The sequence below is a fragment of the Saccharothrix stipae genome, assembly GCF_054781895.1.
In genome coordinates this window covers 59,108-78,116 of sequence record NZ_BAAGTN010000006.1, presented here as the reverse complement: position 1 = coordinate 78,116, position 19,009 = coordinate 59,108, and the positions used below count along the sequence as shown (strand labels likewise).

Below are 19,009 nucleotides of genomic sequence, written 5' to 3'. Positions count from 1 at the left end.
GCCTAGAGCCCCTAACGCACGCGCTTGACCCGCGCCTCGTCCCACACCGGCTCGTCCACCTCGACCACCTCGCCGTCGGAGCGGAACAGCAGGAAGCGGTCGAAACCGCGGGCGAACCACCGGTCGTGCGTGACCGCGACGACCGTGCCGGTGAACCCCTCCAGCGCGTCCTGCAACGCCTCCGCCGAGTTCAGGTCCAGGTTGTCGGTCGGCTCGTCCAGTAGCAGCAACGTCGCACCGGACAGCTCCAGCAGCAGCACCTGGAACCGGGCCTGCTGACCACCGGACAACGTCTCGAACCGCTGGTCGCCCTGCTTGCCCAAGCCGTAGCGGCTCAGCACCGCCATCGCCGCGCCGCGGTCACGTCCCGCGCGGCCGTCCTCGCCGTGCCAGAGGATGTCGACCAGCGTGCGGCCGATCCACTCCGGGTGCTGGTGGGTCTGCGCGAACAGGCCCGGCACCACGCGCGCACCGAGGCGGCACACGCCGGTGTGCGCGACGTCGCCGCCGCCGAGCAGCCGGAGGAAGTGGCTCTTGCCCGAGCCGTTGGAGCCGAGCACCGCGACCCGGTCCTCGAAGAAGACCTCCACGTCGAACGGCTTCATCAGGCCGGTCAGTTCGAGGTTCTCGCACGTGATCGCGCGCACGCCGGTGCGGCCACCGCGCAGGCGGGGCGCCACCCGCTCGTCGGTCGGCAGCTCCGGCGGCGGACCCGCCTCCTCGAACCGCTCCAGCTTGGCCCGCATGACCCGGTACTTCGCCGCCATCACCTCGCTGATCCGGGCCTGGATCTGGAGCGTGCGGACGAGGTCCTTGAGGTGGTCGTGCTCCTCGTTCCAGCGGCGGTGCAGCTCGGCGAGGCGCTCGATCCGGGACGTGCGGGCGGCGTGCCAGGTGCCGAAGGAGCCGACGTGCGTCCACGCCGAGTGCGCCTCCACCGTGACCACGTGCGTCGCGGCGACGTGGAGCAGTTCCCGGTCGTGGCTGACCAGCAGCACGGCCTTCCCGGTCTCGCGGAGCCGTTCCTCCAGCCACCGCTTGCCCGGCACGTCGAGGTAGTTGTCCGGCTCGTCCAGCAGCAGCACCTGCTCCGGGCCGCGCAACAGCGCTTCGAGGACCAGGCGCTTCTGCTCGCCGCCGGACAGCGTGCGGACCTCGCGGAACCTGGCCCGGTCGAACGGCACGCCCAGCGCGGCGACCGTCACCGTGTCCCACAGCACCTCGGCGTCGTAGCCGCCGACCTCGCCCCACGCGGTGATCGCGTCGGCGTAGCGCATCTGGGTCGGCTCGTCGTCGTTCTCCATGAGCTGCAACTCGACCGCGTCGAGCGCCTCGGCGGCGTCCCGCAGCGGCGCGGGCGACGCGGCCAGCAGCAGGTCGCGCACGGTGCGCTCGTCCCGGACCGAGCCGACGAACTGCGGCATCACGCCGAGGCCGCCCTGCACGCGGACGCTGCCCGCGGTGGGCGTCAGCTCGTTCGACAGGATCCGCAGCAGGGTCGTCTTGCCGACGCCGTTCGCGCCGACCAGGGCGACCACGCTGTTCGTGCCGACCTTGAACGACACGTCGCGGAACAACTCGCGTCCGTCGGGCAGGCGGAAGGCGAGGCCGTTGGCGTCGAGGAATCCCACCCGCGCATGGTCGGCCATGCCAGGGCTGATGGCCAGCGAATTGGGCTGTGATGAAGGCGCGGTGTCGCCGCAGGGGTCACGAAGGGCTGGGGTTAGGGAGCGCAGGGGTCACGAAGGGCTGGGGTTACGGAGCGCAGGGGTCGGCAGCCGCACGGCTCGGGGTGACGCCGTGGCCTCGGCTCAACGCCAGGTGTAGCCGCGCATCAGCAGGAGCACCGCGCTGAACCCCAGCGACGCCAGGGCGGGGCCGAACGCCCCGAGGAACAGCAGCAGCACGCCCAGGCCCGCGAACGTGGCCACGAGGGCGTAGCTGAGCGCCGGGTGCCGGGGCTTCCCGGCGACGAGAGCCGAGGCCAGGCCCGGCTCCTCGTCCGCGAGTCTCGTCTCGATCTCACTGAGGGTGCGGCGTTCCGCTTCGCTCATCACGGGCGAGGGATACCCGGCGCCAAACCCCCAAAAACGCGCCCGAACGGGGGTCTGAGCAGGCAAGATCAGCGGGACAGCGCGACGAGCCGCGATACCGCCCGCAGGTACTTCTTGCGGTAGCCGCCACGCAGCATTTCGGCGGTGAACAGCTCCGAGAGCGGCTCGCCCGACACCGCCACCGGGATGTCCCGGTCGTAGAGCCGGTCGCCGAGCGCCACGAGCCGCAGCGCGACCGCCTGATCGGGCGCGGGCCGGACGTGGCGCAGGTGCACCGCGGTGACCCCGTCCACGAGCCGGCCGTAGCTCGACGGGTGGATCCGGGCCAGGGCGGCGCACAGGTCGCCGAAGTCGTCCAGCGTGCCGCCCGGCGTGCTCCGCGACTTGGCCACCAGGTCCTCGTCGGCCAGGGGCGGCGGCGCGTCCGGCAGGCCCCGGTGCCGGTAGTCGGGGCCGTCGACCCGGACCACGGTGAACTTCGCCGACATCGACTGGATCTCGCGCAGGAAGTCCGCGGCGGCGAACCGGCCCTCGCCCAGCTTGTCCGGCAGCGTGTTCGACGTCGCCGCGACCGACACGCCCGCCGCCGTGAGCTCCTTGACCAGGCGGGTGACCAGCATCGTGTCACCCGGGTCGTCCAGCTCGAACTCGTCGATCGCGAGCAGCTTGTGCGTCGACAGGCGGCGCACCGTCTCGCCGAAGCCGAGGGCGCCGACCAGGTTCGTCAGCTCCACGAACGTGCCGTAGGCCTTCGGGCCGGGCACGGCGTGCCACACGGAGGCCAGCAGGTGGGTCTTGCCGACGCCGAACCCGCCGTCGAGGTAGAGGCCGGGCTTGGCGTCGTCGGCGTTCGACCGCTTGAACAGCCGGCCGAGCACGCCGCGCGTGCCGCCCTCGGACACCCGTTCGGCGAACTCCCGGCACGCCCGCACCGCCGCGGCCTGGCTCGGCTCGTCCGGGTTGGGCAGGTAGGTGTCGAAGCGCACCGCGTCGAAGCGGGGCGGCGGGACCATCGCGTCGACCAACTCGTCCGCGGCGACGTGCGGGGTGCGGTCGGACAGGCGCGGCGGGGCGGACATGCCCGGATCGTAACGGCGTGCTGGGATGTGGCGGTGCGGATGTTGTGGCCACCACGTGACGGCGAGATCACCGACGACGAGTTGGAACGGCTCTACGACTACCCCGCCGGGCTGGACCGGCCCTGGGTGCAGGTGAACTTCGTGTCCAGCTTGGACGGTGCGGTGTCGGTGGCCGGACGGTCCGAGGGCCTGGGCAACGAGGCCGACCGCAAGGTGTTCATGCTCGGCCGGGACCTGTGCGACGTGGTGCTGGTCGGCGCGGGCACGGCCCTGGTCGAGGGCTACCACGGGGTCAAGGCGGGCGAGGTGCGCGCGTCCCGCCGGGCCAGGCTGGGGCTCGCGCCCGTGCCGCCGATCGCCGTGATCAGCGGGCGGTGCTCGATCGAGCCGACGTCCACGCTGCTGACCAGCACGGCCGTGCCGCCGATCATCCTCACCACGCGGGCCGCGCCCCGGGAGCGGCGTGACGCGCTCGCGGCGGCGGGCGCCGACGTGGTGGTCGCCGGTGAGGAGACCGTGGCCATGGCCCTCGCGCTGGAGGCGTTGGAGGAGCGGGGGCTGCGCCGGGTCGACTGCGAGGGCGGACCGAGGGTGTTCGGCGCGTTGATCGACGCGGACCTGGTGGACGCGCTGTGCGTGACGTTCTCCCCGCTGCTCGCGGGCGGTGACGCCGGGCGGATCGCGGTGGGGCCGCTGCCGCCGACGCCCCGGTCGATGGAGTTGGAGTCGGTGCTGCACCACGACAGCGCGCTCCTGCTTCGGTACCGCAAGAGTGACGCCTGATCCGGTGGTGTTAAGCCCGTCCACGGCGTGACCGGCATACGGTGCGCGTCCGAACGGACACGCACCGAACTCGGAGGGCACGCCGTGGCTCAGAGCACCGCCGTCAAGCCGGACACCGGCGCCGCGCGTTCGGCCGAGGACACCGAGCCGGGCCGGACCACGATCGCGTCGACGGTCGTGCAGAAGGTCGCGGGCGTCGCGGCACGGGAGATCTCCGGCGTGCACGCCGTCGGCGGCGGCGTGTCGCGGGCGTTCGGCGCGCTGCGCGAGCGGATCCCGGGAGCGGGCACCGCGAACACCGCCGGCGTCGCCGTCGAGGTGGGCGAGAAGCAGGCCGCGGTCGACCTGGACATCGTGGTCGAGTACGGCGCGAGCATCGCCGACCTGGCCCGGGCCGTGCGGCGCAACGTGATCGGCCAGGTCGAGCGGATGACCGGGCTGGAGGTCATCGAGGTCAACATCGCGGTCAACGACATCCACCTGCCGGAGGACGACGAGGAGGCCGCGCCGACGACCGGGTCCCGGGTCGAGTGACGCACGTGGCGGAGGACGTCGAGGCGGTGCTGCTCGCCCACCCGGACGTGGCGCGACTCGACCGCGCGTTCGCCTCCTACCTGCCGGGGCGGCGCGTGGACGGGGTGCGGGTCGGGGACCGGGTGGAGGTGGCGGTGGTGCTGCGGCCCGGTCGGCCGATCGGCGAGGTGGTGCCGGAGCTGCGGGCACTGGTGGCGCGGGTGGCCGGCCCGGCGCCGGTGGACGTCGTCGTGGCCGACATCGAGTGGGAGGGCCGATGAGCGCGACGCAGACCGGCCTGCTCGCGGGCCTGGTCCTGGGACTGGCCGCGACCAGCGGGTTCACCGCGTTCCTGGTGACGCTGGCGGTCGGGGTGATCGGGCTCGTCGTCGGCCGCGTCGTCGACGGGGAGCTGGACCTGGGCGACCTGCTCGGCCGGGGTCGCGACAAGTGACCACACCGAACACCCCAAACCCCGCCACGACCTACCCGACCGCTTCGGCCGACACGACGACACCGCCCGACCCGGACTACCCGACCGCGAGGGGCACGGCAGCCACCGACCCGATCGGGGCCGCCGAGGCGCGAGGTTCCCTGGAGATCCACCCCGCCGTGGTGCGCAAGGTCGCCGCGCACGCGGTCCGCCTCGTGCCCGGCGCGGAGCCGAGCGCGGCGGTCCGGGTCGGTGAGGCGGGCGGTGGCCTGGAACTCGCGGTGAGGTTGGCGTTGCACTACCCCGCGCCCATCCGGCCGGTCGCGGCGGACGTGCGGCGGCGCGTTACCGAAGAGGTCGAGCGGATCACCGGGTTCCGGGTCCGGTCGGTGGCCGTGACGGTGTCCGCGCTGCGGGCCGAGTCCCTGCCGCGGGTCGGGTAGATGCGGCTGCTGCTGCGGGTGTTGTCGCCGTTGCTCGGCTCGGCGTTGGCCGCCGCCGGCGTGCTGCTGGTCGTCGCGGTCGCCCGCCACTGGTCCGGGCGCGGCCGGCCGACCCCGCCGGACTGGTCCTGGGTGGACCGGCCGGTGCTCGTGATCGGCGCGTGCCTGGCGGCCGGCGGACTGCTCCTGCTGGTCGTGGCGTCACGGGCGGGGGTGTCGCAGGTGCCGTTGGACGACCCGGCCGACGGTGTCCGCGTGGTGATCACGCCGACGTCGCTGGCCCGCGTGGTCGGGCACCGGGTGCGGGCGGAGGACGGGGTGGTGGCCGCGTCGGTCACCGCGTCGCGGCGCGAGGTGCGGGTCCGGGCGACCGGCCGCCCGCTGGACGAGGCGTCACTCCGCAAGGTCGCGCAGGCGGCGGTGGACGACCTGCCGATGCCCACCCGGCCGAAGGTGTCGGTCGTCGTCATCGCGCCGAAGGACCGCCCGTGAACCACTCGAACCGCACCGAACGCGTGATGGCGTTCGCCCTCGGCGTGGTCGCCCTGCTGGTCGGGGGCGGCGCGGTGGCGCTGCACCGGCTGGGCGTCGACCGGCCGGTGCTGGACCCGGTGGTGCTCGACTGGGCGCGCCGGCACCTGCTGCCCGTCCGGGTCGGGCTGCTCGTGCTGGGCCTGCTGGCCGTCGTCCTCGGGCTGTGGTGGGCGTGGCGGGCGGTGCGGCCGCAACGGCGCCCCGACCTGCGGCTGGACGACGACGTGGTGGTCACCGCCAAGGCGCTGGCGGCGGCGGTGCGGGCCGACGCCGAGCGGCTCCACGGCGTGCACGGCGCGAAGGTGTCCGTGGTCGGCACGCCCGCGCTGCGGCTGCGGCTGACCCTGCGGCACGGCGCGGACGTCCCGCGGGTGTGGCGGGAGCTGGACGGGCGGGTGCTGGCACGGGCGCGGGCCGCACTGGGTGTCGAGGCGCTGCCGGCCGCGGTGCGGCTCGATCTGGCCAAGAGGGCGCGGCAACGCGTGCGCCGGCGCGCCTCACCAGGCAGGATGGCCTGGTGGCGCTCCCGTTGACCCCTCCCGTGCAGCCGATGCTGGCCAACTCGGTGGACAAGATCCCGACCGGCGCGGACCTGGTGTTCGAGCCGAAGTGGGACGGCTACCGCTGCCTGGTGTTCCGCGACGGCGACGAGGTGTTCCTCCAGTCGCGCAGCGGCAAGCCGCTCAACCGGTACTTCCCGGAGGCGGAGGCCGCGCTGCGGCGCACCCTGCCGCCGCGGATCGTGGTCGACGGCGAACTCGTCGTGGCCAAGGACGACAAGCTGGACTTCGACGCGTTGTCCGAGCGCATCCACCCGGCGGAGAGCCGCGTGCGGTTGCTGGCCGAGCAGACACCGGCGAGCTTCGTGGCGTTCGACGTGCTGGCCGTGGGCGACGACCTGCTGCTGGAGCGGCCGTGCACCGAGCGGCGGTCGACGTTGGCAGGCCTGATCACGCCCGGCGACGGCCTCTACCTCACGCCCGCGACCACCGACGGCGACCTGGCTGCGCAGTGGTTCGAGCTGTTCGAGGGCGCGGGGCTGGACGGTGTCATCGGCAAGCCCGCCGCGGGCGAGTACACGCCGGGCAAGCGCACCATGATCAAGGTCAAGCACGCCCGCACCGCCGACTGCGTGGTGGCCGGGCTGCGCTGGCACAAGGACACCGAGCCGGGCACGGCCGTCGGCTCGCTGCTGCTCGGCCTGCACGACGACGCCGGCATCCTGCACCACGTCGGCGTGGTCGGCTCGTTCAAGGCGGCCGAACGGCGCGCGCTGGCCGAGGAGTTCAAGGACCTGATCACCACCGACGACCACCCGTGGCTGGTGGAGCCGGACGGCCGCCGGTTGCCCGGCGAGATCAACCGGTGGCGCGGCAAGCACGCCGACTGGGTGCCGTTGCGGCCCGAACGCGTGCTGGAGATCGCGTACTCGCAGACCGAGGGCGCCGCTCCCGCCAGGCTGCGCCACAACGGCCAGTTCCGGCGCTGGCGGCCCGACCGCGAGCCCGGGTCGTGCCGCTACGACCAGCTCGACCAGCCCGCGCGCTACGACGTGGAATCGGTGCTGCGAGGCGAAGTTCGCCCCGCGTGACCGCTCGGGTGGGTACCGTGACGACCCGTGGCTGATGTGGACGCGCTCATCCGGGAACTCGACGACCGCATGCGGCACGACTGCCGGCGGCTGTCGCTGTGGCGGGTCGTGCACCGCACGACCGGCCTGTCCTACACCGTCGTGCTGATCCTGGTGCCGGCCGTGCTGGCGGTGGGTTTCGCCTCGTCGGAGACGCCGCTGGGCAAGGTGCTGCTGCTCATCGCGGCCGTGGTCGGCGGGCTGAACGTGACGTTCAAGCCCTACCTGCACAGCCTGAAGCGGCGCGGCGACGTGAACACCATGCGGCGGCTGCGCGACGAGTACCGGGCGGACGTGGCCGCGGCGGCCGACGGCGAGGTGCTCGACGTCTACCGCAGGTACTCGGCGACCTACGCGACGATCTTCGAGCAGCGCGGCGGCGAGCTGGTCGACGGGCGGCTCAGCGTCGAGGAGCCGGCGCCCGAACCGACGGCCAAGGCCTAGGCCCGCGCGGCACGCGCCTTCGCCACGAACTCGTCCACGCTCTGACGTGCGACTTCACGTCCGATCACGTCGAGCGGCAGGTCATCGGTCCGCTTGAACCGCAGGCAGCTCTTGCCCATGTCCAGCGTGCGCCCGGTCGCCTCGAACTCGGCCCGGAACTCCTGCTCGCGCTCCCCGTACACGCCCATCAGGTACAGCGAGAGGTAGTTCTTCTGGGACGCGAGCGACACGTACCCGAGCGGCTGCCCGTTGTAGGTCTTCCCGGACACCTCCAGCGGCACCGAGTAGGTGATCATCCCCCACGCCATGCCCTCGACGTACCCGTCCGGCAGGTTGGCCACGATCACGTCCCGCACCGCCGACACCGTCGCGCGCCGGTCCTCGGGCAGCTCCGCCAGGTACTCCTCGACCGTCGACGCCTTGCTCCGCGCCATCGTTCACACCTCCGGTCTCGCGGTCCGGGTCGCCCCGACCGACGCCAGCACCACGCAGAACACCGCGACCCACTGCGCCGGGTGCAGCGCCTCGTGCAGCACGATCAACCCGGCCAGCGCCGCGACCGCGGGCTCCAGGCTCATCAGGATGCCGAACACGCGCGGCGGTATCTTGCGCAGCGCCTCCAGCTCCAGCGAGTACGGGATCACCGACGACAGCAGCGCCACCGCCGCGCCCGCGATGAGCACCACCGGGTCGAGCAGCATCGTGCCCGCCTCGGCCACGCCGAACGGCAGCGCCACCGCCGCGCCGACCACCATCGCCAACGCCAGGCCCTTGCCGTCGGACGTGCGGCTGCCCAGCGCCGCGGTCAGCAGGATGTACCCGGCCCAGCACGCGCCCGCGGCCGCCGCGAACAGCACGCCGGGCAGCGCCAGACCACCGTCGGCCCTGGTCAGCAGCAGTACACCGGCCGCCGCGAGCAGCGCCCACACCCCGTCCAGCCAGCGCCGCGACCCGATCACGGCCACCGCCAGCGGACCCAGGAACTCGATGGTCACCGCCGCGCCCAGCGGGATGTGCTTGATCGCCTGGTAGAAGCTCAGGTTCATCGCGCCGAGCACCAGGCCGTAGCCGACGATCACCGCGTAGGTCCGCCGGTCCAGCCGCAGCGACGGACGCCACACCAGCAGCAGGATCGCGGCGGCCAGCACGAGCCGCAACGTGACCGTGCCCGCCGCGCCCGCCAGGGTGAACAGCTGTTTCGCCACGGCCGCGCCGACCTGCACGCTGACCACGCCCAACAGCACCAGGGCCGGCGGTGGGATCGCACCGAACGCCTTGGCGGCGAGCGTGAACGGCCCCGAGCGGCGCAACCTGCGCTCGGGGATGCCTTCGACGTGCACCGTGACCACCCCGACATCCTGCCCCAGCCCGCTCACCGAAGTCTCACCTGGACTGTGTGAGGCTCTGCACCAAGCCCATCGGGAGACCAACGCCGTGGGAGAGAGCGAGGGGACCGCCGTGCCGCGTCGGCGTCACGCCACTTGGATGCTGGTGGCTCTGAGCGCGCTGACCGCGTGCAGCGCGGGTCCGTCGACCCGTCCGGTGATCGCCGTGCACGGTGACGGTGAGGAGCCGTCGTCGGTGTCCGTCCCCTCCGGTCCCCTCGAAGTCCCGCCACTGGAGACCTACGAGACACCCGGCCTGTCCTGGACGTCGTGCACCGACTCGGCGCGGGCGCGGATGGGCGCCTCGGCGCCGGCGGGCGCGTGGGACTACGAGTGCGCGCAGGTCACCGTGCGGCTGGACACGCCGAGCCGTCCCGGTCGGGGCAACCTGGGCATGTCGCTGCTGCGCGTCGGCACGGGCGGCAGCCCGCTGGTGGTGGTCGGCGAGGCCGGTGGCGAACCGGGCACCCTGAAGGCGGCGCGGCTGGCGGCGAGCCTGCCCGCGTCGGTGCTGAGCACGTTCACGCTGATCGGCGTGGACCGGCGGGGCACCGGCGAGTCGGACCCCGTGCAGTGCGTGCCGGAGGAGGTGCGCGAGGGCATCGTGGAGGCCGATCCGGGCGCGGAGTCGCACGAGAAGTTGGCGGAGGCCTACACGAAGGCCAGCCACGAGTGCGTGCTCGACATGGAGAACCGGCTGCCCGCGGTGGACTCCTGGCGTGCGTCGGCGGACTTGGAGCAGCTGCGCGAGGAGTTGGGCGTGCGGCACCTGAACGCCATCGGGTTCGGCGAGGGGTCGAGGGTGCTGTCGCTGTACGCGAGCCGGTACCCGGACCGCATCGGGCGGGTGGTGTTCGACGGCGCGCCGGACCCCACGCTGGACGTGTCGGCGGTGCTGCAGACGCGGGCGGTGGCGGCGGAGGAGGCGTTCTCGGCGTTCCAGAAGGACTGCGTGATCCGCGGCTGCCCGCTGGGTGCCGACGCGACGGACCGGTTCAAGGCGTTGCTGAACTCGTTGCGGGACAAGCCGTTGCGCGGCGGCGACTTCGACCTCACGCCGGGCACGGCCACGGAGGCGGTGCTGGCGGGGTTGGCGGACCGGCCGCGGTGGTCGGCGCTGGCCGACGCGATCGTGGCGGCGGAGGGCGGCGACGGGACGAAGCTGAGTGCCCTCATCGAGCCGCTCGTGCTCGGCCAGGACGACGACGCGCCGCGGCTGGACGCCGGCATCGTCACCACGTGCAACGACACCACGACCCGCATCCCGCCCGAGCGGGTCGCCGGGATGGCCGCGGACTGGCGGACCAAGCAGCCGTTGTTCGGCGCCTACTTCGCCCGCAAGCTGCTGGCCTGCGGCCCCTTCCCGGTGCCGCAGGCGGTGAAGGTGCCGAGGCTGGTCGGCGCGCCGCCGGTGCTGGTGCTGACCACGGCCGCCGATCCGGTGACGCCGCGCGAGGGCAGCGAGCGGGCCGCTCAGGCGCTGCCGGCCGGGGTCGTGGTCGGCTGGCAGGGCGGTGGGCACGGGGCCCTCGGCCAGTCGGCGTGCGCGACCAAGGCGGCCGAGGAGTTCTTGGTGAGCGCGAAGGTGCCGTCGAGCGGTACGGTGTGCCCGCCGTGAGGACGGGAGCTGAACACGATCGGGTGATCATTGCCCGAAAATGTACGGAAACACTGTTACCGCACCTCGGTTGAAAACCAGCGGAGCGCCGAAACCACCCCCGGTCCGCCACAAGCCCCGCCGCGGCACTCGGGTCGAACGCACTCGGGTCGACGGCGCTCGGGTCGGCGGAATCCGCGAGCCCCGGCAGAGCCCGACACCCACCGGCGCCTGACACCCGGCGGCGGACGACACCCAGCTGAGCCCGACACCCGGCTGAGCCCGACACCCACGGCAGAGCCCGCAAGCCCTGCATGCCGGCCAGTGCCCACTGCCAGTTCCCGACGAGCCGCAAGCCCTGCCGGCCAGTGCCCGCCACCAGAGCCCGACGAGCCGCGAGCCCCGGCCGGTGGGAAGGTGGTTCAGCGGGCGGGAAGGTGGTTCGGGCCGCGGGCTGCGAGCCGCGCGGCGGTCGTGCCGTGGCCTGCCCGCCCACTTCCGGGATGGCCGGTCAGGTCCCAACCCCGGCGCGCTGGGGCGGCCGGGGTCGGGTAGTCGGGTTGTGGTGGGTGCAGCAGTCGCGGATCTAGCAGCTGGAGCAACACCCGCAGCCCGGGCCGGTGCAACCGTTGCAGCACCCGCAGCTGCCGAGCTGGACTTGCTCAGCTGTCGTGTTCTCAACCACCATCTTGTGCCTCCGCGGCGTCGAGGGACTTCGTGCGACCGAAGGTATTTCGACCTCACCGTCCGCCCTACCGCCGGCCAGGGGAAGTACCCTCACCCGATCGCGGAACGCCAATCATCAATACGTTGCAATACGTGTTCTCGCCGGGTCAGCCGCTCAGCTCGTCCAACGCCCGCTGCGCCTCCGCCAGCTCCGCCCGCAGCTGCTCGACCCGCGCCAAGTGGCGTTCGCGGGCCGCGCTGAGCACGCTCTCCACCGCCTCGTCGACCTCCGCCGGCAGCAGCTTCGCCGCCTGCGACACCGCCGACGCGGCCACCGGCGCGGCCTTCAACGTGCGCTTCGAACCCCACTGCACGTCGGCCGTCCACTCGCCGTCCGCCGTCGACGTGAGCGTCACGGTCACCTCGGCCGGCTTCACCTGCTTTCGCGCGGCGGGCCGGCGTTCCGGCGCGGGGGCGGCGGGCGCGGGGGCGGGCTTCGGCTTCGGCGGCGCGGGAGCGGGCGTGTAGATGTGCTCGACCGGCGCGGGCGCCTGCGGTTCGGCGGCCTTCGCGGCGGCCGGGGCCGCAGGCGCGCGCTTGCGCGGAGCCGGCTTCTCCACGGTCAGCTCGGCCGGCGAGAACGACAGGTCGTCCCGCTCCCCCGTCGGCCGCACCTGGATGAAATCACCCTCGGCCGGCTCGGTGAACGCCATCACCTTCGCCGACCGCCCCGCCTCGACCCCGACCGCGGCGGAGGTGAACCAGACCGCGGGCGGGCGGCCCGCGGCCAACTCCGCGCGCAGGTGGTCGATGTCCTGCGGGGACAACGAGCTCTGCTTCGCCTTCGCCATCGCCTACCTACCTCCACGACTTGCACAAGATCCGTCGTGTGCAGCTTGCCCTACCCCACCGACAATCCCGCGAGCTGCCGGTCGTGCGCACGCGCGAGCACCCACTGTGCGACCACCGACCCCACCAGCGCAAGGAGCATGTCCCAATGCGTGTCCCACACATCCCCTTGCGTGCCAAGGAAGTCCGTCGCCGACTCGCCGCCGATCAACGCGCCCGCCCACTCCACGAACTCGTAGCCCGCGCTGATCGCCAGGCAGGTGGCGGACACGAGGAAGAACGTCCACCGCCCCGGCCGCAGCGGCGTCCGGCGCAACAGGATCTCCCGCACCAGCACGGCGGGCACGAAACCCTGCACGAAGTGGGCGAACCGGTCGTAGTGGTTGCGGTCGGTCCACGGCAGCTCGCCCAGCGGCACCTCGGCGTAGGTGTAGTGGGCACCGAGCGCGAGCACCAGCGCGTGGCCGAAGATCAGCCAGTACGCGAGGCTCGTCAGCGGGAACCGGCGGCGGGTCCAGGCCAGCAGCGGCAGCGCGACGAGGATCGGCGCGACCTCCAGCAGCCAGGTGACGTAGCTCTTGGGCCGGATGGCCGACACCGCGACCGCCACCACGACGAGTACCGCGAGGGTGACCGGCAGGCGGTCCCTGGGCTCCATCCCGCAGATCCTGCCGGCCGCCGCCCCCGCCCAGAAGTCCAATCGGGACACGGACGGCGGCGAGGACCCCCGCCGCCGCCCGTGCGGTGACCCGTGACTAGATCGGGTTGCCGTTGGTGCCGCAGATGCGCCCCGCGTTGACGCAGTTGCGCACCCTCCGCTCCAGTTCCGGCTGGTCCCACGCGTTGATGAAGTCACCGTGGAAGGTGTACCCCGGCGCGTTGGTCACGTTGGCCCCGTTCACCGTGCCGCCCAGCGACAGCCCGCCGCCGTTGACCGGGTAGGTGATCAGGAACTCCAGCCTCGGCAGGACCACGTTGTGCGTGGACGGGCACGACCCGTTCCAGAACACGATGTGGTCCTTGTGGTTGGCGCTGTCCAGGTCCCGGCCGTTCCAGCAGGTCGGGAAGTCCAGGTAGGTCTCCAGTTTGGTGCCCGCGGGGCAGTTCATGAAGTCCCGGCTGGACGGCGACTGCGTGGTGCACGACCACCGCGCGGACGGGTTCTGGTCGGGGCTCGTCGCCCGGGCGTTGCCGACGACGTACCTCATGTTCGGCGGGTACGCGACGGCGCGTTGCATGTCGTGGATGCCCTGGTAGTACACGGTGACGCTCTCCGGCGCGACCGGCTGCCCGTTCTTGTACAGGGTGGGCACCCAGTAGGCCGACAGGTCGACCACCGGGTCGCACGTGGTGCCCGCCGCCTTGAGCGACGTGTACGTGGACGACGCGTTGGTCGACCGGTTGCCGAAGAACTCGTGCACGTGCGACGCGCCGGTCTGGTTGGGGTAGATGATCGGGTCGTTGCCGGACCGGTGGCTCGCGCGGCAGTTGGCGCGGAACTCCGACGCGGCCTGGATGCCGGCTTGACCCTCGATGGCCGCGGCCTGGTCCGCGTCCGGTGCGGCCGGGTGGCCGGCGTGGTTTCCGTGGTTGACGGGCCCCGCGCCCGCCGGCTGGTAAGCGACCACCGACCCGATCAGGGCCAGTGCCAGCGCGACGGACGCGGTGCCGATGACACCTCTCATTCTCGCGTTCATCCGATCTCCTCCGAGTGGAGCGGGATGCGGCGGCAGGTCTAGGAGCCGAACGTGATCCAGTTGACGTTGACGAAGTCGGCCGGTTGGCCGCTGGTGAAGGTCAGGTAGACGTCGTGCTTGCCGGTCAGGCCGGTGATGTTCGCGGGCACGGTGCGCCAGCTCTGCCAGCCGCCGGTGTTGGCGACGGCGAAGCTGCCCAGCGGGGCCGCCGTCGGGCTGCCGACGCGGACCTCGACCAGGCCGCTCACGCCGCCGGCCGCGCCACTGGCGACCCGGGCGAGGAACTGCCGCCCGGTGCGGGTGCCGAAGTCGACGCCGCGGAACAGCGCCCAGTCGCCGTTGGCGATGCCCGCGATGTTCTGGCCGCCACCGGTGTCGGTGGTCGTCTCCTTGAACACGCCGTTGTGCTGGTCGTAGGACTCCGCCTGGACGGTTCCGAAGGCGTCACGGCTGACCGGCGGAGCCGTCGTGGTCGTGGTGGTGGTCGTAGTAGTAGTGGAGGTGGTGGTGGTCGACGTCGGGTTCACGCCGCCGGAACCGGAGTCGACGCCGCTGCCCGCCGGGCCGCGCCACGCGGTGGACGACGCCGGCACGGACAGGGTCTGCCCGTCGGAGAACGTCACCGTGGCCGTCGTCGTGCCCGGGTTGTAGGCCACGTACGTCCGCGCGCCGTTCTTGCTGAGCACGGCGTGCGTCGGCACGTTCGCGGTGACGGACGTGTCGGGCGTCCCGTACGTGTTCAGCGACGTGATCCAGTGGTGGGCGTGGGCCCGCGAGTCGCCGTCCTCGGGGACGAGGCCGGAGCCGTAGTTGGCCAGCGCCTGCGCCGGGTCGGCGAGCGCCAGGAACTGGGTGATCACGTCCTTCCACTCGACCTCGGTGCCGCCGTTGTTGGCCCGCAGCTCGTTGACGTTCTGCAGGATGTCGGCCTGGTAGTCGGCGTGGTAGAGCGAGCCGCCGGTGATCGGCAGCATGTTGATGCCGTGGATCTCCTCCGGGTTGGCCGTCCACCACGTGCTGTAGCTGGCGCCCGCACCCCACACCATGCCGACGGTGCCGTGCCGGAACGCGGCCGGGAACACCGTGTCGTCCTTGTCGAACCAGTACTGGCCGATGGTGCTCTCCTGCGTGGTGTGCAGGTAGATGCCCGCGTCGCGCATCGCCGTGTCGCCGGTGGCCTGGCCGAACAGCACCGCGGCGGTGGCGAACATCATGCCCTCGGACGAGGACTCCTCGTTGTTGCCGTGCGCGAACCCGGCGTGGCCGGACGCCCAGCCGTGACCCGCGTAGGCGTCGAAGTTGCGCAGGAACGGGAAGCGCGACTCGCCGCGGTCGTAGTTGTTGGCGTCCTTGACCAGCAGCTTGACCATGCCGCCGTACCGGGAGTCGGACGCCCACGCCGGGTCGTGCTGCGCCAGGACCGCCGCGGCCAGCACGTAGTAGCCGTAGTGGAAGTGGTGGTCGTTCAGCTCGGCGTCGGTGCCGTAGGACGCCTTGTACCCGATCAACGTGCCCCAGGTGGCGTCGTAGGCGAAGTGGTTGCCCGCCTCGCCGGGCGTCGCGGTGAGCCAGTCGGTGAGCCGGTCGCGGACCATGCCCAGCAGCCGGTCGCGGCCCTCGGTGTAGCCGATCTGGTTGGCCACGCGGGCCAGTGCCGCCAGGCGCCACAGCGCCTTGCCGGTCCAGTAGGTGTCGCCGGCGCCCTTCCACGGGTCGGCGGCGTTGAGCTCCTGGTCGATCTCGCCGCGCAAGCGGTTGCGGTCGGCTGCCGAGGACAGGGGGAGCGCCGGCAGGACGCCGTTGAACGTGCTGCGGGTGGTGAACGACGAGCCCTCGCGCAACCGCATCTCACCGCGTGGCGAGGTGTAGCGGTAGGCGGTGACGGTGTCGGTGGAGTTGAGCCACTGGTGCCGGTAGAGGGCTTGCAGGGTGCCGGTCTGGGTGCCCTGGCGTGCGGTCGTCGTGGCCGTGTAGGTGGCCGTGAGCTGGGCGTTCGCCGAGTTGTAGGTCCAGTTGACCTTGGTGTCGGTGACGAACGAGAACGCGTAGCGCTGGAACAGCGACAGCGCGTCGCGGCCGGGCAGCGCGGCCACGGAGAAGAACGCGGCGTTGGAGGTGGCCTCGGCGGTGCCGACGACGTTCCACGTGCTCGGCGAGAACAGGGCGTAGTCGCGGCCGTTGACCGTGACGCCGAGCGTGGTGCCGGTGTTGCTCCAGATCGTGGTGGCGCCGTTGAAGCCGACCCTGGCCGCGCCGCCGGTGGCCTCCGCGTACACGTACGGCGAACCGTGGCCGATGGTGGTGCGCAGGGTGCGCGTCCCGTCGGTCCACAGTGGAGTGACGGTCCAGTCGGACCAGCCGTCGACCTGGGTGCGCGGCGCGTTGAGGCCGCTCACGCCGACGAACAGGTCGTCGGTGTGCATGAACTCGTAGAACCGGCCGTCGGGGGTGATGTTCGGGCTGGTCGGGTAGCCGACGCCCAGCCCTTGCGCCGCCGCGTGGAAGGTCAGCGGGTGGGCGTACATGTTCTCGGAGTACGGGTTGCCCGGGTAGCGCTGGAAGGCCAGGGAGGACCACCAGTCGTTGGTCGGGACCGGGCGACCGGCCATCCGGGCGGTGACCTTCGGCGTCAGGGGTGCGCCGTTGGCGTCGGACGGGCCGACCGCACCCGCCGGTCGGGTGGTGGCGTAGCTGCCCGCGCCGACCGTCACGGCGTCGGCCGTCGCGGGTAGGGCGAGGGGGATCGCGGCAGCCGCGGCCACGGCGACCACCAGGGCCACCAGGTGGGGGCGGATTGAACGCACAGGGACCTCCAGCAGGGACTCACAACTCTGTGAGAGCGCTCTCACGCAGTCCAAACGGTAAACCGCTGGTGACGCGCGTGTCTACGGCCGGCCGGTTCTGACCCTGTCAAGAACCGGCGGGCAGGCGCCTACTCCTCGACGCGGAGCCGGTACTCGCACCCGTACTCGACCGCGTACTGGAGGTCGTAGTGGTGCACGATCTTGGGGCCGCCGTGCAGGTGGACGTGGGTGACGGTCTGCTTCGGGGCCTCGGGCGGCTTGGCGTGCGAGTCGACCCGGCCGTCGAGCGGACCACCGACGAACCGCACCACGTACGCCTGCGTCATCGGCTTGCCTCCCTCTCTCCGGCGTTACACCCATGGTACGAGAGGACCAGTCGGATCGCGGCTGAACCGCTCTGGGAAACAGCCGGTCGGCGCAAGGCTCGACCGCCGGTGCGGTGGCCGGTCGGCTCGTCCGGCGTCCGCGCGGACCTCACCCCGACCGGGACGAGGGGCATCTTCCAGCGCGGTCCCGCCGGAATACGACGACCTGACGCCGTGCCCCGGTGTTGGCCGAGCGATGGTTCGGCGAGCGCTCATCGGTCGTCCTGGGGCCACAGGTCAGCGTCGTCTTCGTTGAGCTCCTTGTCGGCCCGCAGCGCACCGTCCTCGTCCAACCCGGCGGCGTTGAGCACCGCCCAGATGGCATGGGAGACGGCCGCGTAGTCGTGGGCGGACACATCGGCGGGCAACAGCACTTCGAGGCGTCGGGATTTCATGCGCCCCACCATGCTCCGGCGCCCCGGGCCACGCGATACCCCGTCCGGGAACGCGGGGACCGCCGGCCCCACCAGGAGGTGGTGAGGACACCGCCGTCGGGGAGCGGGAACTGCAGGTTTGCGATGACACCACACCCTCGCGTTCGCCCCCTGGGCCTGCCACACACCGACCGACACCACTCCGACGGGTGATCGGAACTCGGCGTTCGTCCGTCATCGCCGTGTCGGAAACCGCCTGCGGGGCGTGGTCGTGCGCGGCTGCCGTGTGCCCTGGTACTGCTCGACCGGCTGAGCCGGTGGGGCAACGGCGACTAGTTCCGCTTGCGCGACGGCTGGACGCGCGGTGGTTCGCCGGGCATCTTCGGGTAGTCCGGTGGGTATGGCATCTCGCCCCGGTCGTCGGACTCGTACCAGTCCAGCAGGGTTTCGATGCCGAACGCCTGGTCGTCCAGGGACGCGTGCGGGTCGCCGTTGTCGGCCAGGTACTTCGGCACGGTGAGCACGTCGAAGTCGTCAGGGTCCACAGTGGACAGGTGGTCCCAGGTGACCGGGGTCGAGACGGTGGCGCGCGGGGTTCCCCGGACGGACCAGGCGGAGGCGATGGTGCGGTCCCGGGCGGCTTGGTTGAAGTCCAGGAACACGCGTTCCCCGCGCTCCTCCTTCCACCACGACGTGGTCGCCCGGTCCGGTGCGCGGCGCTCCACCTCGCGGGCCAGTGCGATCACGGCGTGCCGCACGTCCACGAAGTCCCACTCCGGCCGGATCCGCACGGCCACGTGGATGCCGCGGCCGCCGGAGGTCTTGGGGTACCCGGTGAGCCCCAGCTCGTCCAGCACCTCCCGCAGCACCATCGCCACCTCGACCGCGTCCCGGAAGTCCGTGCCCGGCTGCGGGTCGAGGTCGACGCGCAGCTCGTCCGGCCGATCGGTGTCCGACCGCCGCACGGGCCACGGGTGGAAGTCGAACGTGCCCAGGTTCGCCGCCCACGCCAGCACCGCGGGCTCCGTGGGGCACACCTCGTCCGCGGGCCGCCCGGACGGGAACTTGATGCGCGCCGTCTCGACCCACTCGGGCGCGCCCTTGGGCAGCCGCTTCTGGTAGAACGCCTCCCCGGTCACCCCGTCGACGTACCGCTTCAACGTGGTCGGCCGGTCCCGCAGCACGCGCAGCAGCGGCTCGGCGACGGCCAGGTAGTACTCGACCACCTGGATCTTGGTGATGCCGCGCTCGGGGAAGTAGACCTTGCCCGGGTTGGACACCCGCACCACGCGCTCGCCGACGGTCAGTTCCACAGCCTGGGCCACGCGGGTGAGCCTAACGCGCCCGGCAGGCCCAAGC

22 protein-coding genes are annotated in these 19,009 nt (G+C 72.4%); 10 read left to right on the top strand and 12 right to left on the bottom strand.

What is annotated here, in order from left to right; genetic code table 11:
* Window positions 1-11: 11 nt before the first annotated feature.
* From ACYVLT_RS12190 to zapE, 3 genes are all read right to left on the bottom strand, one after another.
* Window positions 12-1,649 (bottom strand): ABC-F family ATP-binding cassette domain-containing protein, encoded by a 1,638-nt coding sequence (locus ACYVLT_RS12190; protein WP_461120247.1) that lies wholly within the window; start codon window positions 1,647-1,649, stop codon window positions 12-14.
* A 162-nt stretch (window positions 1,650-1,811) separates the two neighbouring features.
* Window positions 1,812-2,054 (bottom strand): DUF3040 domain-containing protein, encoded by a 243-nt coding sequence (locus ACYVLT_RS12185; RefSeq protein WP_461120376.1) that lies wholly within the window; start codon window positions 2,052-2,054, stop codon window positions 1,812-1,814.
* Window positions 2,055-2,122: 68 nt separating this feature from the next.
* On the bottom strand, window positions 2,123-3,133 hold the full coding sequence (gene zapE / locus ACYVLT_RS12180; RefSeq protein ID WP_461120246.1) for a cell division protein ZapE: 1,011 nt from the start codon (window positions 3,131-3,133) through the stop codon (window positions 2,123-2,125).
* A 39-nt stretch (window positions 3,134-3,172) separates the two neighbouring features.
* Between zapE and ACYVLT_RS12175 the strand changes: the two genes are divergently transcribed.
* From ACYVLT_RS12175 to ACYVLT_RS12135, 9 genes are all read left to right on the top strand, one after another.
* Window positions 3,173-3,916, top strand: coding sequence for a pyrimidine reductase family protein (locus ACYVLT_RS12175; RefSeq protein WP_461120375.1), 744 nt, complete (start codon window positions 3,173-3,175; stop codon window positions 3,914-3,916).
* Window positions 3,917-4,000: 84 nt separating this feature from the next.
* Entirely contained in the window at window positions 4,001-4,450 is a 450-nt protein-coding gene (locus tag ACYVLT_RS12170; RefSeq protein ID WP_461120245.1) for an Asp23/Gls24 family envelope stress response protein, read from the top strand.
* A 5-nt stretch (window positions 4,451-4,455) separates the two neighbouring features.
* Complete coding sequence (locus ACYVLT_RS12165; protein ID WP_461120244.1) at window positions 4,456-4,710, top strand: hypothetical protein; 255 nt, start codon at window positions 4,456-4,458, stop codon at window positions 4,708-4,710.
* Window positions 4,707-4,883 carry a hypothetical protein gene (locus tag ACYVLT_RS12160; protein WP_360456685.1) on the top strand — a complete coding sequence of 59 codons (177 nt, stop codon included), beginning with the start codon at window positions 4,707-4,709 and terminating at the stop codon, window positions 4,881-4,883. Before ACYVLT_RS12165 ends, ACYVLT_RS12160 begins: the two co-directional genes overlap by 4 nt.
* Window positions 4,880-5,305 carry an Asp23/Gls24 family envelope stress response protein gene (locus ACYVLT_RS12155; protein WP_461120243.1) on the top strand — a complete coding sequence of 142 codons (426 nt, stop codon included), beginning with the start codon at window positions 4,880-4,882 and terminating at the stop codon, window positions 5,303-5,305. The genes ACYVLT_RS12160 and ACYVLT_RS12155 overlap by 4 nt, the downstream gene beginning before the upstream one ends.
* Entirely contained in the window at window positions 5,306-5,797 is a 492-nt protein-coding gene (locus ACYVLT_RS12150) for a DUF6286 domain-containing protein (RefSeq protein ID WP_461120242.1), read from the top strand.
* Window positions 5,794-6,372, top strand: a complete 579-nt coding sequence (locus tag ACYVLT_RS12145; protein WP_461120241.1) for an alkaline shock response membrane anchor protein AmaP — start codon at window positions 5,794-5,796, stop codon at window positions 6,370-6,372. The genes ACYVLT_RS12150 and ACYVLT_RS12145 overlap by 4 nt, the downstream gene beginning before the upstream one ends.
* A complete protein-coding gene (locus tag ACYVLT_RS12140; RefSeq protein ID WP_461120240.1) occupies window positions 6,357-7,430 on the top strand; it encodes an ATP-dependent DNA ligase in 1,074 nt (357 codons plus the stop codon). Before ACYVLT_RS12145 ends, ACYVLT_RS12140 begins: the two co-directional genes overlap by 16 nt.
* 27 nt (window positions 7,431-7,457) lie before the next feature.
* Complete coding sequence (locus tag ACYVLT_RS12135; RefSeq protein WP_461120239.1) at window positions 7,458-7,913, top strand: hypothetical protein; 456 nt, start codon at window positions 7,458-7,460, stop codon at window positions 7,911-7,913.
* On the opposite strand, the gene ACYVLT_RS12130 is transcribed toward ACYVLT_RS12135, so the two are convergent.
* Both ACYVLT_RS12130 and ACYVLT_RS12125 read right to left on the bottom strand, forming a co-directional pair.
* The gene (locus tag ACYVLT_RS12130; protein ID WP_461120238.1) at window positions 7,910-8,347 is read right to left on the bottom strand and encodes a DUF1801 domain-containing protein; all 438 of its coding nucleotides are present in this window, start codon (window positions 8,345-8,347) and stop codon (window positions 7,910-7,912) included. The genes ACYVLT_RS12135 and ACYVLT_RS12130 overlap by 4 nt on opposite strands.
* 3 nt (window positions 8,348-8,350) lie before the next feature.
* Window positions 8,351-9,238 (bottom strand): EamA family transporter, encoded by an 888-nt coding sequence (locus ACYVLT_RS12125; RefSeq protein WP_461120374.1) that lies wholly within the window; start codon window positions 9,236-9,238, stop codon window positions 8,351-8,353.
* Between the two features lie 160 nt (window positions 9,239-9,398).
* Here ACYVLT_RS12125 and ACYVLT_RS12120 point away from each other — a divergent pair, with 160 nt between their 5' ends.
* Window positions 9,399-10,916, top strand: coding sequence for an alpha/beta fold hydrolase (locus tag ACYVLT_RS12120; protein ID WP_461120237.1), 1,518 nt, complete (start codon window positions 9,399-9,401; stop codon window positions 10,914-10,916).
* 812 nt (window positions 10,917-11,728) lie between these two features.
* On the opposite strand, the gene ACYVLT_RS12115 is transcribed toward ACYVLT_RS12120, so the two are convergent.
* From ACYVLT_RS12115 to ligD, 7 genes are all read right to left on the bottom strand, one after another.
* On the bottom strand, window positions 11,729-12,412 hold the full coding sequence (locus tag ACYVLT_RS12115) for a DUF6319 family protein (protein WP_461120236.1): 684 nt from the start codon (window positions 12,410-12,412) through the stop codon (window positions 11,729-11,731).
* A 50-nt stretch (window positions 12,413-12,462) separates the two neighbouring features.
* On the bottom strand, window positions 12,463-13,068 hold the full coding sequence (locus ACYVLT_RS12110) for a DUF2238 domain-containing protein (protein ID WP_461120235.1): 606 nt from the start codon (window positions 13,066-13,068) through the stop codon (window positions 12,463-12,465).
* 97 nt (window positions 13,069-13,165) lie between these two features.
* Window positions 13,166-14,107 carry a DUF1996 domain-containing protein gene (locus tag ACYVLT_RS12105; RefSeq protein WP_461120234.1) on the bottom strand — a complete coding sequence of 314 codons (942 nt, stop codon included), beginning with the start codon at window positions 14,105-14,107 and terminating at the stop codon, window positions 13,166-13,168.
* Between the two features lie 38 nt (window positions 14,108-14,145).
* Entirely contained in the window at window positions 14,146-16,911 is a 2,766-nt protein-coding gene (locus ACYVLT_RS12100) for a glycosyl hydrolase (protein WP_461120233.1), read from the bottom strand.
* Window positions 16,912-17,039: 128 nt separating this feature from the next.
* A complete protein-coding gene (locus ACYVLT_RS12095) occupies window positions 17,040-17,237 on the bottom strand; it encodes a hypothetical protein (RefSeq protein WP_461120232.1) in 198 nt (65 codons plus the stop codon).
* Between the two features lie 251 nt (window positions 17,238-17,488).
* Window positions 17,489-17,671 (bottom strand): hypothetical protein, encoded by a 183-nt coding sequence (locus ACYVLT_RS12090; protein WP_461120231.1) that lies wholly within the window; start codon window positions 17,669-17,671, stop codon window positions 17,489-17,491.
* A 311-nt stretch (window positions 17,672-17,982) separates the two neighbouring features.
* Complete coding sequence (ligD, locus tag ACYVLT_RS12085; RefSeq protein WP_461120230.1) at window positions 17,983-18,975, bottom strand: non-homologous end-joining DNA ligase; 993 nt, start codon at window positions 18,973-18,975, stop codon at window positions 17,983-17,985.
* Window positions 18,976-19,009: the final 34 nt, after the last annotated feature.

Bases quoted from the DNA above. Each gene is read 5' to 3' on its own strand.
- ACYVLT_RS12190 (WP_461120247.1), bottom strand. From the start codon at position 1,649: ATGGCCGACCATGCGCGGGTGGGATTCCTCGACGCCAACGGCCTCGCC.
- ACYVLT_RS12185 (WP_461120376.1), bottom strand. From the start codon at position 2,054: ATGAGCGAAGCGGAACGCCGCACCCTCAGTGAGATCGAGACGAGACTC.
- zapE (WP_461120246.1), bottom strand. From the start codon at position 3,133: ATGTCCGCCCCGCCGCGCCTGTCCGACCGCACCCCGCACGTCGCCGCG.
- ACYVLT_RS12175 (WP_461120375.1), top strand. From the start codon at position 3,173: ATGTTGTGGCCACCACGTGACGGCGAGATCACCGACGACGAGTTGGAA.
- ACYVLT_RS12160 (WP_360456685.1), top strand. From the start codon at position 4,707: ATGAGCGCGACGCAGACCGGCCTGCTCGCGGGCCTGGTCCTGGGACTG.
- ACYVLT_RS12150 (WP_461120242.1), top strand. From the start codon at position 5,306: ATGCGGCTGCTGCTGCGGGTGTTGTCGCCGTTGCTCGGCTCGGCGTTG.
- ACYVLT_RS12130 (WP_461120238.1), bottom strand. From the start codon at position 8,347: ATGGCGCGGAGCAAGGCGTCGACGGTCGAGGAGTACCTGGCGGAGCTG.
- ACYVLT_RS12120 (WP_461120237.1), top strand. From the start codon at position 9,399: ATGCTGGTGGCTCTGAGCGCGCTGACCGCGTGCAGCGCGGGTCCGTCG.
- ACYVLT_RS12115 (WP_461120236.1), bottom strand. From the start codon at position 12,412: ATGGCGAAGGCGAAGCAGAGCTCGTTGTCCCCGCAGGACATCGACCAC.
- ACYVLT_RS12110 (WP_461120235.1), bottom strand. From the start codon at position 13,068: ATGGAGCCCAGGGACCGCCTGCCGGTCACCCTCGCGGTACTCGTCGTG.
- ACYVLT_RS12105 (WP_461120234.1), bottom strand. From the start codon at position 14,107: ATGAACGCGAGAATGAGAGGTGTCATCGGCACCGCGTCCGTCGCGCTG.
- ACYVLT_RS12095 (WP_461120232.1), bottom strand. From the start codon at position 17,237: ATGACGCAGGCGTACGTGGTGCGGTTCGTCGGTGGTCCGCTCGACGGC.
- ACYVLT_RS12090 (WP_461120231.1), bottom strand. From the start codon at position 17,671: ATGAAATCCCGACGCCTCGAAGTGCTGTTGCCCGCCGATGTGTCCGCC.